Raw genomic sequence first — 18040 nt, 5'->3', positions numbered from 1 at the left:
CAGCGTCCCGCAAGGCTGCGGGACGCGCTTCGCGAGCAAGATTTTACACCACATCACGACTGGTCACTTCAAGGGATTGCGTCGTGTCACTTCGATGCGGTGGTCTTGTTTTCCATGTTGACGACCTGCACGCGGCGGTTCGCCTCGGCCATCGGCTGGCTCGGATCCTTCAGCTTGCTCTTGCCGTAGCCGACGGTGACGAGGTCGGTCGCGGAGATGCTGTACTTGTCGACGAGGTAGCGCTTGATCGAATCCGCGCGCCGCTCCGACAGGTCCTGATTGTAGGCTTCGCCGCCGGCGGCGTCGGTGTGACCCGCGACGACGAAGGTCGAGCCCTTCAGGTCCGGGCTGGTCAGCGCGCGGCCGAGAGCCTGAACCGAGGCGAGCGACTTGCTGCTGATATTGGCCGAGTTGTAATCGAAGGTGATCTCGAGGTCGATGTTCGGCTTATCCTTGGCCGCCGATGCGATCTCCTCGCGCTCGGTCGACGAGAGCGAGCGCGTCGCGCGGCCGCGGACGGACTGGATCAGCTTGGTCTCCGTCGCGCTCGGCGCGGGATCGGTCTGGGGGCCGATCGAGAGGCCGCGGGTCAAGGGCTTCTTCGGCGGCGGTGCCAGCGCGCGGACAATCTCGTCCTCGGTGACGTTCTTGCTGTTGCCGTCGTCGCCCGCGTGCGCAGGCGACACCGGCAGCGACAGGGCGGCGCCGACGGTGATGATGGAAAGGATCGCGGTAAGTCCTTTTACAGCCAATCTCATTGCCAGTCCCTCCAGCGCAGCAGCCCGCGCGGTTCCAAAATTCCTGCAATCAGGCCCCCTAATGCCGCTTGCGGCACCGTCCAATTAGTCTTCGCCGGGCCGCCAGGGTTCGATTGGCGCCGGCCCCAATTCAAAAAAATATCAACGTACTCCGTAACTTGCGAATTCCTGAACGATGTTTGGGTCCATCGCCTTGGCGTTGGCGAGGTCGAGCGCCCCTTCCTGGGCGGAGCCGTTGCGCTGCTTGGCGATCCCCCGGCCATAGAGCGAGGAGGTCAGGCGCGGGTTGATCTTCAGCGCCGCGTCGAAATCGGAGATGGCGTTCTTGACCGCCCCGGACTTCAGGTTGACCAGCCCCCGGCTGTCCAGCGCGTCGACGAAATTCGGCCGCAGCCGCAGCGCCTCGTTGCAGTCCTTCAGCGCGCCCTGGAGATCGCCGACCACGGTGCGGGTCCAGCAGCGGTTGTTCAGCGCCTCGACGTCCTTCGAATTGATCCGCAGCGTGTCGTCAAAATCCTTGATGGCGAGGCCGTAGGCCCCCTTGCTGGCATAGACCTGGCCGCGCCGATACAGCGCGTTCACGTCATCCGGATTGGCGGCGATCTTGGCCGTCAGGCTCTTGATGGTGGGATCGTCGGCCAGCACGGCCTGGCTCGGGCCGCTATCCATGCTCGGCGCGGTGCCCGTATCGGCCGGCTTCACCGGTGGTGGCGGCGGAGGCAAAGCGGCTTCGACCTGCGGCGTCGGCGCGGGTGCTGGGGCGGGCGCGACCGTGGTGTCGACCGGCTTCGGCGGCAGAGGCGGTGATGGCGGTGCGGCCGGCGGGTTGTTCGCGACCACGGGGGGCGGAGCGGGTGGCGCCGGCGGCGATGTCGTTGCCGGCGGACGCGATCCACTGGCGCCCGGAATGAAGGAGAAATCCTCGGCCAGTGAGGAAGAAATCCACGGCACCTGCTCGCTGCGGGAGGCGCGGGTGACGCCCATCTTGGTGCGGTTCAGCGTCTCCTCCGCCATCAGGTCGGGGACGCGAATTTCCTTCAGGAGTTCCTGGACGAACAGGCTGTGCTCGCCGCCGACGTCGGACACCACCGAGGCCAATGCCGCCGAATACATCACCAGCGTGCCGTTCGGTGCGATGACCGGCGTCAGGCCGGCGGAAAAGCTGCGGAACCGGCGCTCGAACGGGTTGCGCCTGCTAGCGTCGACCAGCGCGATCTTGACCCCGGCGCCGCGGGTGTTGAGTTCGCCGAGGACGGTCTCGAGGCTGAAGCCGTCGCGCCGCACGTCGGATTCGGTCCAGATCTGCGCATCGATCGGGATCATGTAGCTCTGGCGCGCCGATTGGATGCCGAAACCGCTGAAGAACACCAGCGCCACCGAGCCCGGCTTGATCTTGCCGTAGAGCTTGTCGAAGGCGCGGCGCATGCCGTCGCCGGTCAGGTTCTCGCCGATCTCGACCGAAAAGCCGTCACGCTTGAGCTCGTCGGCGATGTCGCGCGCGTCGTTGAGCGGTTCCTTGAGCGGGGCGTCCGCGTCCGGATATTTGGCGTTGCCGATGACTAGCGCATAGCGGTCGCCGGCCGCCAAGGATGGGGCGGTCGGGACGAGCGAGACGAGCAATGGCAGAAGAAGAAGGAAGCGAATTTTCATAATCAGCGCGGTCCAGCCAAAAAGGCGCCGTTCCCAGCTTGCGCCGCGGCGACCTTAACTTACGCAATGTGCATTATCAAACCGCGCGAGGGGGGCGTCAACCGCTTGCAGATTCGGTGTTATCGCGACAATTGACCGCGACACGTGGGCACGCTGCGAGGGGAATAAACGGGCAGTCACGGTTGCACTCGACGCATTCTGCTGGGCATTGCGGTGGTGATGTTAGGGCAGCAATGGCGACAAAAATGTGATTGGTCTCACATTGTAGGCCTACGCCCGCCGTAACCTGCGGCGTTTGACCTTTCCCGCGGACGATGGCTTGGTGCGATCGATCGTCCCTTAAGGTCCACTCAAAAAAAGCAAAGAAAAGATCAAACCATGGGAAACGCCTGCGAAATCTACGCACTCCGCTATGCGACGATGTCGCCGCGCACGCCCGGCATGAACTTCCTGGCGCCGGATCCGCATGACAGCGCGGCGCAGGATCTCGACTACTTCGTCTGGCTGATCCGCGGCGGCGGCCGCGATATCCTGGTCGACACCGGCTTCAATGCCGAGGAGGCGAGCCTGCGGGCGCGCAAGCTGACGCTCAATCCGGTCGATGCGCTGGAGCGCTTTGGCGTTGCGGCGTCAAGCATTCGCGACATTATCGTGACACATCTGCACTACGACCATGCCGGCAATCTCGATCGCTCACATTGTAGGCCTACGCCCGCCGTAACCTGCGGCGTTTGACCTTTCCCGCGGACGATGGCTTGGTGCGATCGATCGTCCCTTAAGGTCCACTCAAAAAAAGCAAAGAAAAGATCAAACCATGGGAAACGCCTGCGAAATCTACGCACTCCGCTATGCGACGATGTCGCCGCGCACGCCCGGCATGAACTTCCTGGCGCCGGATCCGCATGACAGCGCGGCGCAGGATCTCGACTACTTCGTCTGGCTGATCCGCGGCGGCGGCCGCGATATCCTGGTCGACACCGGCTTCAATGCCGAGGAGGCGAGCCTGCGGGCGCGCAAGCTGACGCTCAATCCGGTCGATGCGCTGGAGCGCTTTGGCGTTGCGGCGTCAAGCATTCGCGACATTATCGTGACACATCTGCACTACGACCATGCCGGCAATCTCGATCGCTTCCCGAACGCGCGCTTCCATCTCCAGGAGCGCGAGATGAGCTACGCGACAGGGCGCTGCATGTGCAACGGCCTGCTGCGACATCCGTTCTCGGTCGAGCACGTCACGCAGATGGTGCGCCATGTCTATGGCGAGCGCGTCACCTTCTATTCCGGCGAGGGCGAGGTCGCGCCGGGTGTCACCGTGCACCGCGTCGGCGGCCATTCGGACGGTTTGCAGGTGGTGAAGGTCGAGACCGCGCGCGGACCGGTGGTGCTCGCCTCCGACGCCGCACATTACTACGCCAATCTCCAGCGCAGGAGCCCGTTCCCGATCGTCTACAATGTCGGTGATATGGCGGTGGGCTGGGAGACGATCGAGCGGCTCGCCGGCCATCCCGACCGCTACATCCCCGGCCACGATCCGATCGTGACGGAGATCTATCCGCGCGCCAGCGACAAGGTCGACGCGTGGGCGCTGCACCTGCCGCCGTCGAGGTCGTTTGCGAAGTGACGTGACAGCGTCATTCCGGGGCGCGCGAAGCGCGAACCCGGAATCTCGCGCCACAACTTCTGGATTCCGGGTTCGCCGCTTTGCGGCGCTCCGGAATGACGGGAGCGCCTAATACGCTTGCTTCGCGTCCGCCTCTTCGCTGGTCTGGATCAGGTCGAGGCTCTGCTCGATCTTGCCGAGCAACGCCGATAGCTGCTTCCGCTCCTGCGCGGAGAGGCAGGCAAGGATTTCGTCCTCCCGCCGCAGCAGTTGCGGAAACAGCTCCTCGTAAAGCGTGCGGCCCTTCTTCGTCAGTTGCAGGCGGAATTCGCGACGGTCAGCCTCGTTCTCAACCCGCTCGATCAGCCCCTCTTGCAGCAGCGTGGTCACCGCGCGGCTGATGGTTGATTTGTGCGTGCGGGTACATTGCGAGATGTATTGCGCGCTACAGGCGTCGTTGCGGAAGCCGAGGGTGGCAATCACGCGCCAGGCCGGGATATCGAGACCGTGACGTTCCTGATACTCGACCGCGAGTGCGGAACTCACTTCCGCCGCGAGCCGGTTCAGCCGAAACGGCACGAACCTGAACAGGTCGAGCCGTGACTTTGGTTTCGGCAACGCCTGCTCCGCGTCGCGTGTCTTCAGCGCCGTATCGCCCGATGTTCTCGCCAAGAAGCGCGCTCCGAATTCCAGTTGACGGCCGGCCGGCTCCGGTCCAAAATAGTTGCACGTGAGACTATCTAGCAGATCAGTCCCCTCCTGACCAGAGCCGAGGTTAGCGCATGGCGCGGGCCAAGACCCAGTTCGGTTATCGCCGTCACCCCGATCAGGATCGCCCTGGCCAGAGCCCGGCCGAGCATGCGATCGTTGTTGTCGGAGCGGGCCCGGTCGGGTTGTCGCTGGCGATCGACCTCGCCCAGCGCGGCCAGCGCGTCGTCCTTCTGGATGATGCCGACCGCATCGGCGAGGGCTCGCGCGCGATCTGCTTCTCGAAACGTTCGCTGGAATATTGGGACCGCCTCGGCGTCGGCGACCGCATGGTCGACAAGGGCGTGGTGTGGAGCGTCGGCCGCATCTTTCACGGCGAGTCCCAACTCTATCAGTTCAATTTGCTGCCCGAGGCCGGCCACAAGCGGCCGGCCTTCATCAACCTCCAGCAATATTACGCCGAGGCCTACCTGGCCGATCGTGTGCAGGATCTCCCAGGCATCGACCTGCGTTGGCGCAACAAGGTCACGGCGCTCGAGCAACGCAATGATTCGGTTGCGCTGACGATCGAGACGCCGGAGGGTGCCTATCGCTTGCATGCGCAATACGTCATCGCCTGCGACGGCGCGCGGTCCTCGCTGCGGCAGATGGTTGGCGCCGACTTCGCCGGCCAGGTCTTCGAGGACCAGTTTTTGATCGCCGACGTCAAGATGACCGCGGAATTCCCGACCGAGCGCTGGTTCTGGTTCGATCCGCCGTTTCATGGCGGCCGTTCCGCGCTGCTGCACCGGCAGCCCGACGATGTCTGGCGCATTGACCTCCAGCTCAGCCGCGACGCCGATCCCATCGTCGAGAAGAAGCCTGAGAACGTGCGGCCGCGGATCGCGCGCATGCTCGGGCATGACAAATTCGAGTTCGAGTGGATCTCGCTCTACAAATTCCAGTGCCGCCGGATGGACCGCTTCATCCACGGCCGTGTGATTTTCGCCGGCGATTCCGCGCATCAGGTCTCGCCGTTCGGCGCGCGGGGTGCCAATTCAGGACTTGAGGACGCGGAAAATCTCTCCTGGAAACTCGACCGCGTGCTGCGCGGCCGGTCGCCTGCGAGCCTGCTCGAGAGCTACCATATCGAGCGAAGTCTGGCGGCAGACGAGAATATCCGCGAATCCACCCGCTCGACCGATTTCATGGCGCCGAACTCGCATCAGGAGGCACGGCTGCGCAAGGCGGTGCTGTCGCTGGCGAGGGAGACCGAGTTCGGCAAGCGCATGGTCAATGGCGGTCGCCTGTCGGTGCCGTGCAGCTACGACTCGCCGCTATCATCGCCCGACGCGGATGCGTGGCGCGGTGGGGTGCAGCCCGGTTGTTCCATTCTCGATGCGCCAGTTGCGACGCGCGCGGGCGAGCAGGCCTATCTGACGGATGCGTTCCGCAAAGGTGGAACGGACTTCACCTTGCTGTCGTTCCGCAATGGCGCGCCGATTGAGACGCCGGATGGTATGAAGGACATCCGCATCGGCGGTGAGGGCGGGCTCGCAGATCCGGCGGGGTTCGCCGCGAAGCGCTACGACGCGGAACCCGGCTCTGTGTATCTGCTCCGGCCCGACGGTTATGTCGCGGCGCGCTTCCGTCATCCGACGCGCGAGGCGATCGCGGTGGCGCTGTCGCGCGCTCAAGGCTTGAACTGAAGGTGCAACGTATGCCGCTTTCCACCAGCTCGAACTTCGCACGGCCGGACGACGCCTTTCGCGCCATCGTCGAGGCGCATCGCGGTCTCACGGACGAACAGAGCTCCGATTTCGACGCGGCGCTGGTCCTGATCCTTGCCAACCATATCGGCGATCTCGACGTGCTGCGCGAGGCGATCTTGCTCGCCAGGCGGCGCATGATCGACGGCCAGCAGCAACAACAGCAACAGCAATAATAAGTGTCCAAAGGAACGAACTGATGGCGAAGAACTTCGCATCCACCGGCGACCTCTCCGAGAAGAAGATCACCTTCTCCGAGATCGGCACCGACCTCTATGCCTTCACCGCCGAGGGCGATCCCAATACAGCGGTCATCGTCGGCGATGATGGCTGTCTCGTGTTCGACGCGCAGTCGACGCCTGCCATGGCCAACAAGGTGATCGAGCGCGTCCGCACCGTCACAGACAAGCCGATCAAATATGTCGTGCTGTCGCACTACCACGCCGTGCGCGTGCTCGGCGCGTCCGCCTACAAGGCGCAAGGCATCGTGGCCTCGCAGGAGACCTATCGGCTGATCGGTGAGCGCGGCCAGCAGGATTGGGATTCCGAGTACGGCCGCTTTCCGCGCCTGTTCCAGGACGCCGCGAGCATTCCCGGCCTGACCTGGCCGACGCTGACCTTCGAAGGCGAGATGTCGATCTATCTCGGCAAGCGCGAGGTGCGGCTGATGCAGTTAGGGGCCGGCCACACCTCCGGCGACATCGTCGCCTGGGTGCCGGACGCGGAAGTGATGTTCTCCGGGGATCTCATCGAATATCACTCGGCCTGCTATTGCGGCGACGCGCATTTGCGCGAATGGCCGCAGACCTTGAACGAGATCCGCAACTTCAACCCGAAGGCGATCGCGCCGGGGCGCGGCGATGCGCTGAAGGGGCTCGCGACTGGGCGCGAGGCAATCGCGATGACGCGCGATTTCGTCTCGACACTCTATGGCGCGGCGGAAATCTCCGTCGCCAGGGGCCGCACGCTGAAGGAAACGATGGCTGCGTCCCGCGAAGTGATGGATCCGAAGTTTTCGAGCTTCGCCATCTATGAGCACTGCCTGCCGTTCAACGTGTCGCGCGCCTTTGACGAAGCGTCGGGGATCGATGATCCCGTGATCTGGACCGACAAGCGCGACCAGGAAATGTGGGCCGCCCTGCAAGGAGGAGGACAGTCATGAACATCAACACCTCGCCTGATCAGATCGTCCGGAGCACAGCCCAGGTCACCCCGGGCTACATGTCCGGCTTCGGCAACAGCTTTGAGACCGAGGCGCTGCCGGGCGCGTTGCCGATCGGGCGCAACTCGCCGCAGCGCTGCGCCTACGGGCTCTATGCCGAGCAGCTTTCCGGCTCGCCCTTCACCGCGCCGCGCGGCACCAATGAGCGCTCCTGGCTGTATCGCATTCGCCCGTCGGTGAAGCATTCCGGCCGTTTTGAGAAGGCCGATGCCGGCCTGTGGCGCTCGGCGCCGTGCCATGAGAACGATTTGCCGATCGCGCAGCTGCGCTGGGACCCGGCGCCGATCCCGAAGGAGGAGATGACCTTCCTCCAGGGCGTGCAGACCATGACGACGGCGGGCGATGTCAATACGCAGGCCGGCATGGCCGCGCATGTCTATCTCATCACCAAGTCGATGGTGGACCAGCACTTCTACAACGCCGACGGCGAGCTGATGTTCGTGCTCCAGCAGGGCAATCTTCGCATCGTTACGGAGTTCGGCCGGATCGACGCCGAGCCGGGCGAGATCGTGGTGATCCCGCGCGGCGTCAAATTCCGCGTCGAGATACCGAATGGACCGGCGCGCGGTTATCTCTGCGAGAACTATGGCGGCGCCTTCACGCTGCCGGAGCGCGGGCCGATCGGCGCCAACTGCCTCGCCAATGCACGCGACTTCCTCACGCCGGTCGCGCACTACGAGGACAAGGACACGCCGACCGAGCTGTTCGTGAAATGGGGCGGCGCGCTGTTCAAGACCGCGCTGCCGCATTCGCCGATCGATGTCGTCGCCTGGCACGGCAACTACGCGCCCTACAAATACGATTTGCGCACGTTCTCGCCGGTCGGCGCGATCGGCTTCGACCATCCCGATCCCTCGATCTTCACCGTGCTGACCTCGCCGTCGGAGACCGCGGGCACCGCGAATATCGACTTCGTCATCTTCCCCGAGCGCTGGTTGGTCGCCGACAACACTTTCCGCCCGCCCTGGTATCACATGAACATCATGAGCGAGTTCATGGGCCTGATTTACGGCGTCTACGATGCCAAGCCGCAAGGTTTCGTGCCGGGCGGCATCTCGCTGCACAATTGCATGCTGCCGCACGGCCCCGACCGCGACGCCTTCGAGCACGCCAGCAACGGCGAATTGAAGCCGGTGAAGCTCACGGGCACCATGGCCTTCATGTTCGAGACCCGCTATCCGCAACGCGTCACCGCCCATGCTGCGAATTCGTCGACGCTCCAGGACGACTACGCGGATTGCTGGAAGGGCCTGGAAAAACGGTTCGACCCGAATAGGCCGTGACGCTTCTTACCCTCTCCCCTTGTGGGAGAGGGTGGCTCGCCGCGTAGCGGTGAGACGGGTGAGGGGTCCTCTCCACGAGTGACCTCTCTCATTCGCGTATGCGGTCAGATACCCCTCATCCGGCGCTTCGCGCCACCTTCTCCCACAAGGGGAGAAGGAAGAAAGGACCGGGCCAAAAGTGACAACCCATCCCAACGATCCCAGCCTCCGCTCCTTCATCGAGGTCGATCCCGCCTCCGACTTCCCGATCCAGAATCTGCCTTACGGCGTGTTCTCGACCGCGGCCAATCCGACGCCGCGTGTCGGCGTCGCCATCGGCAGTTACGTGCTCGATCTCTGGGAGCTCGAGCAGGACTCCCGGCTCGACGTCGGCCCGCTTGGCGTGTTCTCCGCGCCCTCGCTCAATTCCTTCATGGCGCTGGGGCCAAGAGTCTGGGCGAAGACGCGGGCGCGGATCAGCGAGCTCCTGCGAGCGGATCATCCGGAGCTGCGCGACAACGAGGAGCTGCGCCAGCAGGCGCTGGTGCCGATGCGTGACGCCCGGCTGCATCTGCCATTTGCCGTCTCCGGCTATACAGACTTCTATTCCTCGAAGGAGCACGCCACCAATGTCGGCGTGATGTTTCGCGGCAAGGACAATGCGCTGCAGCCGAACTGGCTCTACATGCCGATCGGATATAATGGCCGCGCCTCGACCGTCGTGGTGTCCGGCACCAAGGTGAAGCGCCCGCGCGGCCAGTTGAAGCCGCCGAACGTCGAGGTGCCGAGCTTTGCGCCCTGCAAGCGGCTCGATTTCGAGCTGGAGATGGGCGTCGTGGTCGGCCAGGCCTCAGCCATGGGCGGCATGCTCTCCGAGCAACAGGCCGAGGAGATGATCTTCGGCTTCGTGCTGCTCAACGACTGGAGCGCGCGCGACATCCAGCAATGGGAATATGTGCCGCTCGGGCCGTTCCTCGCAAAAGCGTTTGCGACCTCGATCAGCCCGTGGGTGGTGACGCGCGAGGCGCTGGAGCCGTTCCGGCTGGCAGGGCCGGAGCAGGATCCCGCGCCGCTCGCCTATCTCAGGCAGGGCAAGCCGCAGAACTACAGCATCGAACTCGATGTCTCCTTGCGCCCCAGCGGCGCAAATGCGCCGACGAGCATCAGCCGCACCAACTTCAAATACATGTACTGGTCCTCGGTGCAGCAATTGATGCACCACACCTCGAGCGGCTGCGCGATGAATGTCGGCGATCTCTTAGGGAGCGGCACTATCTCGGGTCCCGAGAAGAACCAGCGCGGCAGCCTCTTGGAGATCAGCTGGAACGGCACCGAGCTCGTCGAACTGCCCGGCGGCGCCAAGCGCTCATTCCTGGAAGACGGCGATAGCCTCGTCATGCGCGGCTGGTGCCAGGGCAACGGCTACCGCGTCGGCTTCGGCGAGGTCGAGGGGACGATATTGCCGGCGGAGTAGGGGCTGTCATTCCGGGGCGATGCGAAGCATCGAGCCCGGAATCTCGAGGTTCCGGGTTCGCTTGCGCGCTCCGGAACGACGGCCAGGTGATTATCGCTTCTCCGGTGACACGTCGCGTATCCTCGCGCAATAAGCGGCGACGTCCTCCAGGCTGTACTTCAGATGCACCCGCTTGTCCGACGCTGCGTGCTTCGTCACGCACACGCCCGGCCGCCATTCCTGCGTCGGCCGGATCGGGCGCGGCGCAAAGCCGCCGCCGCAATTCGGGCAGACGTTCGAAAGCCTGGTCTCGACGCAGTCCGCACAGAACGTGCATTCATAGGAGCAGATCCGCGCATCCGTTGCATTCGGCGGCAGGTCGCGGTCGCAATATTCGCAGTTCGGTCGAAGTTGCAGCGCCATGGCTGAATCTCCCGGATTGGCCTGGATCATCGCAGATCGCGCGCGCGGCGCGAATGCCACATTTCCCTCGATTTCAGCCAGCCTTCAGATCTTTCAGCGGTAGCCGCGAGCTTTCCTTCAGCCTATCAAGCACGATCGAGGAGCGTACATGCGCTACGCTCTGGTGCGGCATCAGCACGTCGTTGACGAGATTGGAGAGCCCCTTGAGGTCGCGCAGCACGGCCTTGAGCACGTAATCGGCATCGCCCGTCAGCGAATAGGCCTCCTGGATCTCGTCGATGCGGTTGACCAGGCTACGGAAGCGCTTGGAATTGTCCGGCGAGTGAGTCGCGAGCCCCACCTGGATGAAGGCGATCACGCCGAAGCCGAGCGCCTCGCTGGAGAGGTCGGCGTGGTAGCCGGCGATCACCTTCTCCTCCTCCAGCCGCATCCGCCGGCGCGAGCATTGCGAGGCCGAGAGGCCCGCAAGCTCGGCGAGCTCCTGGTTGGTGAGGCGGCCATCATCCTGGAGCGCGCTCAGGATCTTGAGGTCGAAGGCGTCTACCGTAATCATGCGTCAAATGTCCAATCCATGCACGAACCGTGCATAAGGTAGCGAAATGGCGTTCCGTTTGCACGCTCCTTGCGCGCCCGATGAAGGATAGTTCAACGCAGCAGCAATTTGGGAGAGCAGCCAATGGGTCCGTTTCCGCACGATGCGCCGCCGGCCACGATCACCGCCGATAATCCGATGGGCACCGACGGGTTCGAGTTCGTCGAATATGCGCATCCCAATCCCGAAGAGCTGCACGCGCTGTTCAAGCTGATGGGCTATGCGCCCGTCGCGCGCCACAAGAGCAAGAAGATCACGGTCTATCGCCAGGGCGACATCAACTATCTCGTCAATGAGGAGCCCGGCACTCACGGTTACGATTTCGTCGCCGCGCACGGTCCCTGCGCGCCATCGATGGCGTTCCGCGTCGTCGATGCGAAGGCGGCCTATGAGCGCGCGATCGCGCTCGGCGCCGAACCGCCCGAGGTGTCGTCCGCGCAGAAGACGCTCGATGTGCCCGCGATCAAGGGGATCGGCGGCAGCCTGCTCTATCTCGTCGATCGCTACGGCGCGAAGGGCTCGGCCTACGATTCCGAGTTCGAATGGATGGACGCGCGCGATCCGCGGCCGGCCGGCGCCGGCCTATTCTATCTCGACCACCTCACCCACAACGTCCATCGCGGCCGCATGGATGTCTGGACCGGCTTCTACGAAAGGCTCTTCAACTTCCGCCAGATCCGCTTCTTCGACATCGAGGGACGCGCCTCGGGTCTGTTCTCGCGGGCACTGACGAGCCCGGACGGCAAGATCCGGATTCCGATCAACGAGGACGCCGGCGATTCCGGCCAGATCGAGGAATATCTGAAGATCTATCGTGGCGAGGGCATCCAGCACGTCGCCTGCGGCTGCGGCGACATCTACCGTACCATCGAAGGCCTGCGCGAAGCCGGCCTGCCGTTCATGCCGGCTCCGCCCGCCACCTATTTCGAGCGGATCGACGCGCGTCTGCCCAAGCACGGCGAGGACATTGCGCGGCTCCAGAAGAATGGCATCCTGATTGACGGCGAAGGTGTGGTCGATGGCGGCCAGACCAAGGTGCTGTTGCAGATCTTTTCGGCCAACGCGATCGGCCCGATCTTCTTCGAGTTCATCCAGCGCAAGGGCGACGACGGCTTTGGCGAGGGCAACTTCAAGGCGCTGTTCGAGTCGATCGAGGAGGATCAGATCCGGCGCGGGGTGTTGAAGGTGAATGCGGCGTAGGCCGCTGCTATTTGCCACACGTCGCATCACAACAGGTGTCGTCCCGGCGAAGGCCGGGACCCATAATCCCAGGGAGAAGTTGTGGCGCGAGATGGTAACTCCGAGTCTTCGCCAAACCACATACTGTGGCTATGGGTCCCGGCCCCCCGTGCGCAATTGCTCACTAGGCCGGGACGACATCGGAGTTTGACGCAACAGCGGAGCACTTATTTCCCCGCCTTCCACGCATTCGTCACCGCCCCGATCTCCGCCGCCTCCGGCTCGCGGACCGCCGACGGCGTGCGCGAGAACCGCGGTGCCGGCGCGGGCTGTTTCACGCCGTGGCGCTCGACGAACACATTTCGAGCGACCATGTGCGGATGCTGGGTCGCCTCCGACATGGTCAGCACCGGCGCGAAGCAGATATCGGTGCCTTCCATGATGTTGCACCAGTCCTCGCGCGTCTTGCTCTTGAACACCGCCTTCAGCTTCTCCTTCAGCGCCGGCCAGGCCTTGCGGTCCATCTGCGCGTCGAAATCGGCATCGGTCAGGCCGGCGTGCTCGCGCAACAGCGCATAGAACTGCGGCTCGATCGATCCGATCGAGACGAAATGGCCGCAGGCGCATTCGTAGACACCGTAGAAATGCGCGCCGCCGTCGAGAAAGTTCTGGTTGCGGCCTTCGGTCCAGCGGCCGATCGTGGTCATGTCGAAGAAGAACGACATCAGCGATGCCGCGCCGTCGCACATGGCGGTGTCGACGACCTGGCCCTTGCCGGACTTCGAGGCTTCCAGCAGTGCGGCAAGCACGCCGACGACGAGATAGAGCGCGCCGCCGCCGAAATCGCCGACCAGATTGAGCGGCGGCACCGGCGCTTCCTCAGGTCCGATAGCCGCGAGTGCGCCGGTGATGGAGATGTAGTTGATGTCATGGCCGGCGGCGTTCGCAAGTGGGCCTTCCTGGCCCCAGCCGGTCATGCGGCCATAGACGAGTTTCGGGTTGCGTGCGAGCACGACATCGGGACCGAGCCCGAGCCGCTCCATCACGCCGGGGCGAAAGCCTTCGACCAGCGCGTCGGCGTTCGCGAGCAGGTCGAGCACCTCCGCGATCGCCGCCTTGTCCTTGAGGTCGAGCTCGATCACCTTGCGGCCGCGGCCCGCCACCGACTTCATGCTCTTCTTCGCGCCGACGCGGTCGAGCGTGACGACGTCGGCGCCCATGTCGGCCAGCATCATGCAGGCGAACGGGCCCGGACCGATGCCGGCGAATTCGACGATGCGGAAGCCCGAGAGCGGGCCTGAGGTGCGAACGGAGGAGGTGGGGGCTGATTTATCGAGCACGTTGTTGTTTCCTCGGATCCGAGGCGCGGATTGCCGATGATCCGGCAAGCGCCTGGGACGTTCCTCTGTGGGGCGAGTTAATTGACCGATTAACTTTTCCCGCCTTAGACCGAACGAGGCAAGCGCTTTCACGCATGGGCGCATAATAAATGCGGCGCGCACTGAAGTGCGCGCCGCGGAAAATTTGTGTTGAGGCGCTAAAGCGCGGTCACGATCGCGCTTTAGCTTTTTGTTCGGGCATGATCTTTCCGGAAAACCGCTGCACACTTTTCCGGATCATGCCTTATCAGTCTGCCGCGGTCACCGCGCGCTGCGCCATCACCTTGATCAAGTTCGCACGGTACTCCGCCGTGCCGTGGATGTCGGCCAGCAAGTTGCTCGCCGAAACGCTCACGCTATCGATGGCCGATGGCGACCAATTCGCCTTCAGTGCGGCCTCGATTGCGGGAACCCGCATCACGCCGCTCTGTGAAGCGCCGGTCGCGGCGACGCGGACATCGCCCGACTTCGTCTGCGCGACGAACACGGCGGTCAGCGCGAAGCGCGAGGCCGGGTGCCGCATTTTTGCGTAGCCCGCCTTCTGCGGAACCGGGAACGATACGGCGGTGATGATCTCGCCGTCTTCGAGGGCGGTGGTGAACAGGCCCTTGAAGAAATCCTCGGCGGAAATCGAGCGCTTGTTGGTTTTCACCGTCGCGCCCAGCGCCAGCAGCGCGGCCGGGAAATCCGCGGCGGGATCATTGTTGGCGATGGAGCCGCCGATCGTGCCGCGATAGCGCACGGCGGGATCGCCGAGCACCGAGGTGAGATAGCCGATCGCGGGGATCGCCTTCTGCACATCGGCATTCTGCATGATGTCGTAATAGGTCGTGCCGGCCTTGATGGTCAGCACGTCGCCCGACAGTTCGATGCCTTGCAGCTCCTTGATCTTGCCGAGATCGATCACGTCCGAAGGGCTGGCGAGCCGCTGCTTCATGACCGGCAGCAGCGTCTGGCCGCCGGCGAGGAATTTTGCCTCGGTACCCTCAGCGAACAGGCTCGCCGCCTCCTCGACCGAGGAGGCGCGATGATAAGTGGTCTGGTACATCTTGGCTCTCCCTCTTAGGCCGCGTGGATCGTGCGCCACACCCGGTCCGGGGTTGCGGGCATTTCCAGATTGTTCTTGCCGATCGCATCCGTGATCGCGTTGATCACGGCCGCAGAGGCGCCGATCGCGCCGGCCTCACCGCAACCCTTGATGCCGAGCGGATTGCCCGGGCAGAGCGTCGTGGTGTGGGAGAGTTGGAACGAGGGCAGGTCGTCGGCGCGCGGCATGGAGTAGTCCATGAACGAGGCCGTGACCGGCTGGCCGTCGGCATCGTAGATGGCGTGCTCGAGCAGCGCCTGCCCGATGCCCTGGGCGAGACCGCCATGGACCTGCCCCTCGACGATCATCGGGTTGATCAGGCGCCCGAAGTCGTCGGCGGCGACGAAGTTGACGAAGGAGGTCTTGCCGGTGCCGGGATCGACCTCAAGCTCGCAGATGTACGCACCGGCCGGGAAGGTGAAGTTGGTCGGATCGTAAAAGGCACTCTCCTTCAGGCCCGGCTCCATCCCGTCAGGCAGATTGTGCGCGGTGTAGGCCGCGAGCGCGACCATCGGCAGCGCGATCGCCTTGTCGGTGCCGGTCACCTTGAACTCGCCGTTCTCGATGACGATGTCAGCCTCGGAAGCCTCCAGCGCATGCGCGGCAATCTTCTTGGCCTTGGACTCCATCTTCTCCATCGCTTTCAGGATCGCGGTGAGGCCGACGGCCGCGGAACGTGAGCCGTAGGTGCCCATGCCGAACTGCACCTTGTCGGTGTCGCCATGGACGATCGAGACCTGACTGATGGGAACACCGAGGCGCTCCGCAACGAGCTGGCAGAACGTTGTCTCGTGACCCTGGCCATGGCTGTGCGAGCCCGTGAGGATCTCGATGGTGCCGACCGGGTTGACGCGCACTTCGGCTGATTCCCACAGCCCGACGCCGGCGCCGAGGCTGCCGACCGCCTTGGATGGTGCGATGCCGCAGGCCTCGATGTAGCAGGACACGCCGATGCCGCGCAGCTTGCCTTCCGTCTTGGCTTTGGCCTTGCGCGCGGCGAAGCCGGCATAGTCGATCGCCTTCATCGCGGAGTCGAGCGAGGCATTAAAGTCGCCGGTGTCATAGGCCATGATCACGGGCGTCTGGTGCGGGAATTGGGTGATGAAGTTCTGCCGGCGCAGCGCGGCTGGATCGACCTTCAGCTGCCGCGCCGCCGTCTCCATCAGCCGTTCGATCAAATAGCTCGCCTCGGGGCGGCCCGCGCCGCGATAGGCGTCGACCGGCGTGGTGTTGGTGTAGACCCCGATCACCTCGGCATGGATCGCCGGGATGTTGTACTGGCCCGACAGCAGCGTCGCGTAGAGATAGGTCGGCACCGACGACGAGAACAGCGACATGTAGGCGCCGAAATTGGCGTAGGTCTTGACCTTCAAACCGGTGATCTTGTTGTTGGCGTCGAACGCCATTTCGGCATGGGTGACATGGTCGCGGCCATGCGCATCGGTGAGGAAGGCCTCGGTGCGGTCGCCGGTCCATTTCACGGGACGGCCGACTTTCTTCGAGGCCCACAGCGCCACCATCTCCTCCGGATAGATGAAGATCTTCGAGCCGAAGCCGCCACCGACGTCCGGCGCGATCACGCGCAGCTTGTGCTCGGGGGCGATGTTGTAGAACGCCGACAGCACGAGGCGGGCGACGTGTGGGTTCTGCGACGTCGTGTAGAGCGTGAAATGCTCCTCCGCCGAATCGTAATCGGCGATCGCCGCGCGCGGCTCCATCGCGTTCGGGGCGAGGCGGTTGTTGGTGACATCGAGCTTGACCACATTGGCGGCCTGCGCGAAGGCGGCATCCGCCGCGCCTTCGTCGCCGATCACCCAGTCATAGACCTGGTTGCCGGGGGCTTCAGGATGAAGCTGTGGCGCGCCGGCCTTGATCGCGGCGTGAACGTCGGCGACCGCCGGCAGCTCTTCATAGTTGATGACAACGGCCTCGGCCGCGTCGCGCGCCAGATTCTTGCTTTCCGCGATCACGACCGCGACGGCCTGACCGACGAAGCGCACCGTCTCCGGCGCCATCGCCGGCCATGCGCCCATCTTCATCGGGCTGCCGTCCTTGGAGGTGATGGCCCAGCCGCAGATGAGGTTGCCGACCTTGTCGTCGACGATCTGCTGGCCCGTGAGCACCGCGACCACGCCCGGCATCTTCAGCGCCTCGGCGGAGTCGATCCCCTTCACCTTGGCATGCGCATGCGGGCTTCTGATGAAATGGGCATGGGTCATGCCCTGCAATTTGATGTCGTCGACGTACCGGCCCTTGCCGGTGATGAAACGCTTGTCTTCCTTGCGCACGACGCTTGCGCCGATGCCTTCAACACCCATGTCCTGTCCTCCCGACCGGAATTGTTTTGACCCGCGCTTTCCATCGAAAGCCGCGGTGGTGGTTCTTTTGTTCGAGGCGAGCCGTTTTTACTCGGCCGCCTGCGCAACCTTCATGCGTCCGGCCGCATCCAGCACGGCTTTGACGATGTTGTGGTAGCCGGTGCAGCGGCAGATGTTGCCTTCGAGCTCCTGGCGGACGGTCTCTTCGTCGAGTTGGCCGCTATGGCGGTGCACGATGTCGATCGCCGACATGATCATGCCCGGCGTGCAATAGCCGCACTGGAGGCCGTGATTGTCGCGGAAGGCGGCTTGCATCGGGTGCAGCTCGTCGCCTTTGGCGATGCCTTCGATCGTGGTGACGTTGGCGCCGTCGGCCTGGCCCGCCAGCATGGTGCAGGATTTCACCGCTTGGCCGTCCATGTGCACGACGCAGGCGCCGCACTGGCTGGTGTCGCAGCCGACATGGGTTCCGGTGAGGTTGAGGTGGTCGCGCAGGAGCTGGACCAGCAGCGTGCGATCCTCGACGTCGACAGCAACGGCCTTGCCGTTCACTGTCAGTTTGACTGTAGACACGGTGAAGTCCTCCCGGGATGATTTTGATTGTTTCTAATTAGAGACCGCCGCCCCCGGACTTTGCAACTAGGATTTTGGTCGCCCGCGT

At 64.0% G+C, this 18040-nt stretch carries 16 protein-coding genes and 1 pseudogene; 8 read left to right on the top strand and 9 right to left on the bottom strand.

The window, feature by feature from the left end; genetic code table 11:
• Positions 1-86 precede the first annotated feature (86 nt).
• Together IVB18_RS48570 and IVB18_RS48565 are read right to left on the bottom strand one after the other, a co-directional pair.
• The gene (locus tag IVB18_RS48570) at positions 87-758 is read right to left on the bottom strand and encodes an OmpA family protein (protein ID WP_247987100.1); all 672 of its coding nucleotides are present in this window, start codon (positions 756-758) and stop codon (positions 87-89) included.
• A 141-nt stretch (positions 759-899) separates the two neighbouring features.
• Positions 900-2408 carry a caspase family protein gene (locus tag IVB18_RS48565; RefSeq protein ID WP_247987099.1) on the bottom strand — a complete coding sequence of 503 codons (1509 nt, stop codon included), beginning with the start codon at positions 2406-2408 and terminating at the stop codon, positions 900-902.
• Between the two features lie 378 nt (positions 2409-2786).
• On the opposite strand from IVB18_RS48565, the pseudogene IVB18_RS48560 reads away from it, so the two are divergent.
• Positions 2787-3101, top strand: a pseudogene (locus IVB18_RS48560) (MBL fold metallo-hydrolase); the annotation flags it as partial.
• Positions 3102-3222: 121 nt separating this feature from the next.
• Complete coding sequence (locus IVB18_RS48555) at positions 3223-4029, top strand: N-acyl homoserine lactonase family protein (RefSeq protein WP_247987098.1); 807 nt, start codon at positions 3223-3225, stop codon at positions 4027-4029.
• A gap of 108 nt (positions 4030-4137) precedes the next feature.
• Here IVB18_RS48555 and IVB18_RS48550 read toward each other — a convergent pair whose 3' ends face one another.
• Positions 4138-4680, bottom strand: coding sequence for a MarR family transcriptional regulator (locus tag IVB18_RS48550; RefSeq protein ID WP_247987097.1), 543 nt, complete (start codon positions 4678-4680; stop codon positions 4138-4140).
• A gap of 110 nt (positions 4681-4790) precedes the next feature.
• On the opposite strand from IVB18_RS48550, the gene IVB18_RS48545 reads away from it, so the two are divergent.
• From IVB18_RS48545 to fahA, 5 genes are all read left to right on the top strand, one after another.
• The gene (locus IVB18_RS48545) at positions 4791-6404 is read left to right on the top strand and encodes an FAD-dependent oxidoreductase (RefSeq protein WP_247987096.1); all 1614 of its coding nucleotides are present in this window, start codon (positions 4791-4793) and stop codon (positions 6402-6404) included.
• Positions 6405-6415: 11 nt separating this feature from the next.
• Positions 6416-6640, top strand: a complete 225-nt coding sequence (locus tag IVB18_RS48540) for a DUF2783 domain-containing protein (protein WP_247987095.1) — start codon at positions 6416-6418, stop codon at positions 6638-6640.
• A 23-nt stretch (positions 6641-6663) separates the two neighbouring features.
• Positions 6664-7626, top strand: a complete 963-nt coding sequence (locus IVB18_RS48535; RefSeq protein WP_247987094.1) for an MBL fold metallo-hydrolase — start codon at positions 6664-6666, stop codon at positions 7624-7626.
• Positions 7623-8969, top strand: a complete 1347-nt coding sequence (hmgA, locus tag IVB18_RS48530; protein WP_247987093.1) for a homogentisate 1,2-dioxygenase — start codon at positions 7623-7625, stop codon at positions 8967-8969. The genes IVB18_RS48535 and hmgA overlap by 4 nt, the downstream gene beginning before the upstream one ends.
• A 178-nt stretch (positions 8970-9147) precedes the next feature.
• Positions 9148-10422: a fumarylacetoacetase gene (gene fahA / locus IVB18_RS48525; RefSeq protein WP_247987092.1), complete on the top strand. Its 1275-nt coding sequence runs from the start codon at positions 9148-9150 to the stop codon at positions 10420-10422.
• 90 nt (positions 10423-10512) lie between these two features.
• On the opposite strand, the gene IVB18_RS48520 is transcribed toward fahA, so the two are convergent.
• Entirely contained in the window at positions 10513-10824 is a 312-nt protein-coding gene (locus IVB18_RS48520) for a DUF1272 domain-containing protein (protein WP_247987091.1), read from the bottom strand.
• 73 nt (positions 10825-10897) lie between these two features.
• Positions 10898-11377, bottom strand: coding sequence for an Lrp/AsnC family transcriptional regulator (locus IVB18_RS48515; protein WP_247987090.1), 480 nt, complete (start codon positions 11375-11377; stop codon positions 10898-10900).
• Between the two features lie 123 nt (positions 11378-11500).
• Between IVB18_RS48515 and hppD the strand changes: the two genes are divergently transcribed.
• The gene (gene hppD, locus IVB18_RS48510) at positions 11501-12616 is read left to right on the top strand and encodes a 4-hydroxyphenylpyruvate dioxygenase (protein ID WP_247987089.1); all 1116 of its coding nucleotides are present in this window, start codon (positions 11501-11503) and stop codon (positions 12614-12616) included.
• 206 nt (positions 12617-12822) lie between these two features.
• Here the strand turns inward: hppD and IVB18_RS48505 are convergent, their stop codons facing one another.
• From IVB18_RS48505 to IVB18_RS48490, 4 genes are all read right to left on the bottom strand, one after another.
• Positions 12823-13935 carry a CaiB/BaiF CoA-transferase family protein gene (locus IVB18_RS48505; protein WP_247987088.1) on the bottom strand — a complete coding sequence of 371 codons (1113 nt, stop codon included), beginning with the start codon at positions 13933-13935 and terminating at the stop codon, positions 12823-12825.
• Positions 13936-14221: 286 nt separating this feature from the next.
• A complete protein-coding gene (locus IVB18_RS48500; protein ID WP_247987087.1) occupies positions 14222-15022 on the bottom strand; it encodes a xanthine dehydrogenase family protein subunit M in 801 nt (266 codons plus the stop codon).
• A 14-nt stretch (positions 15023-15036) separates the two neighbouring features.
• The gene (locus tag IVB18_RS48495; RefSeq protein ID WP_247987086.1) at positions 15037-17379 is read right to left on the bottom strand and encodes a xanthine dehydrogenase family protein molybdopterin-binding subunit; all 2343 of its coding nucleotides are present in this window, start codon (positions 17377-17379) and stop codon (positions 15037-15039) included.
• 87 nt (positions 17380-17466) lie between these two features.
• Positions 17467-17952: a (2Fe-2S)-binding protein gene (locus IVB18_RS48490; RefSeq protein WP_247987085.1), complete on the bottom strand. Its 486-nt coding sequence runs from the start codon at positions 17950-17952 to the stop codon at positions 17467-17469.
• Positions 17953-18040: the final 88 nt, after the last annotated feature.

The sequence above is a fragment of the Bradyrhizobium sp. 186 genome, assembly GCF_023101685.1.
Classification (GTDB): domain Bacteria; phylum Pseudomonadota; class Alphaproteobacteria; order Rhizobiales; family Xanthobacteraceae; genus Bradyrhizobium.
Note: the sequence above shows the minus strand (reverse complement) of the source record. Positions and strands in the feature narration are given on the sequence as shown.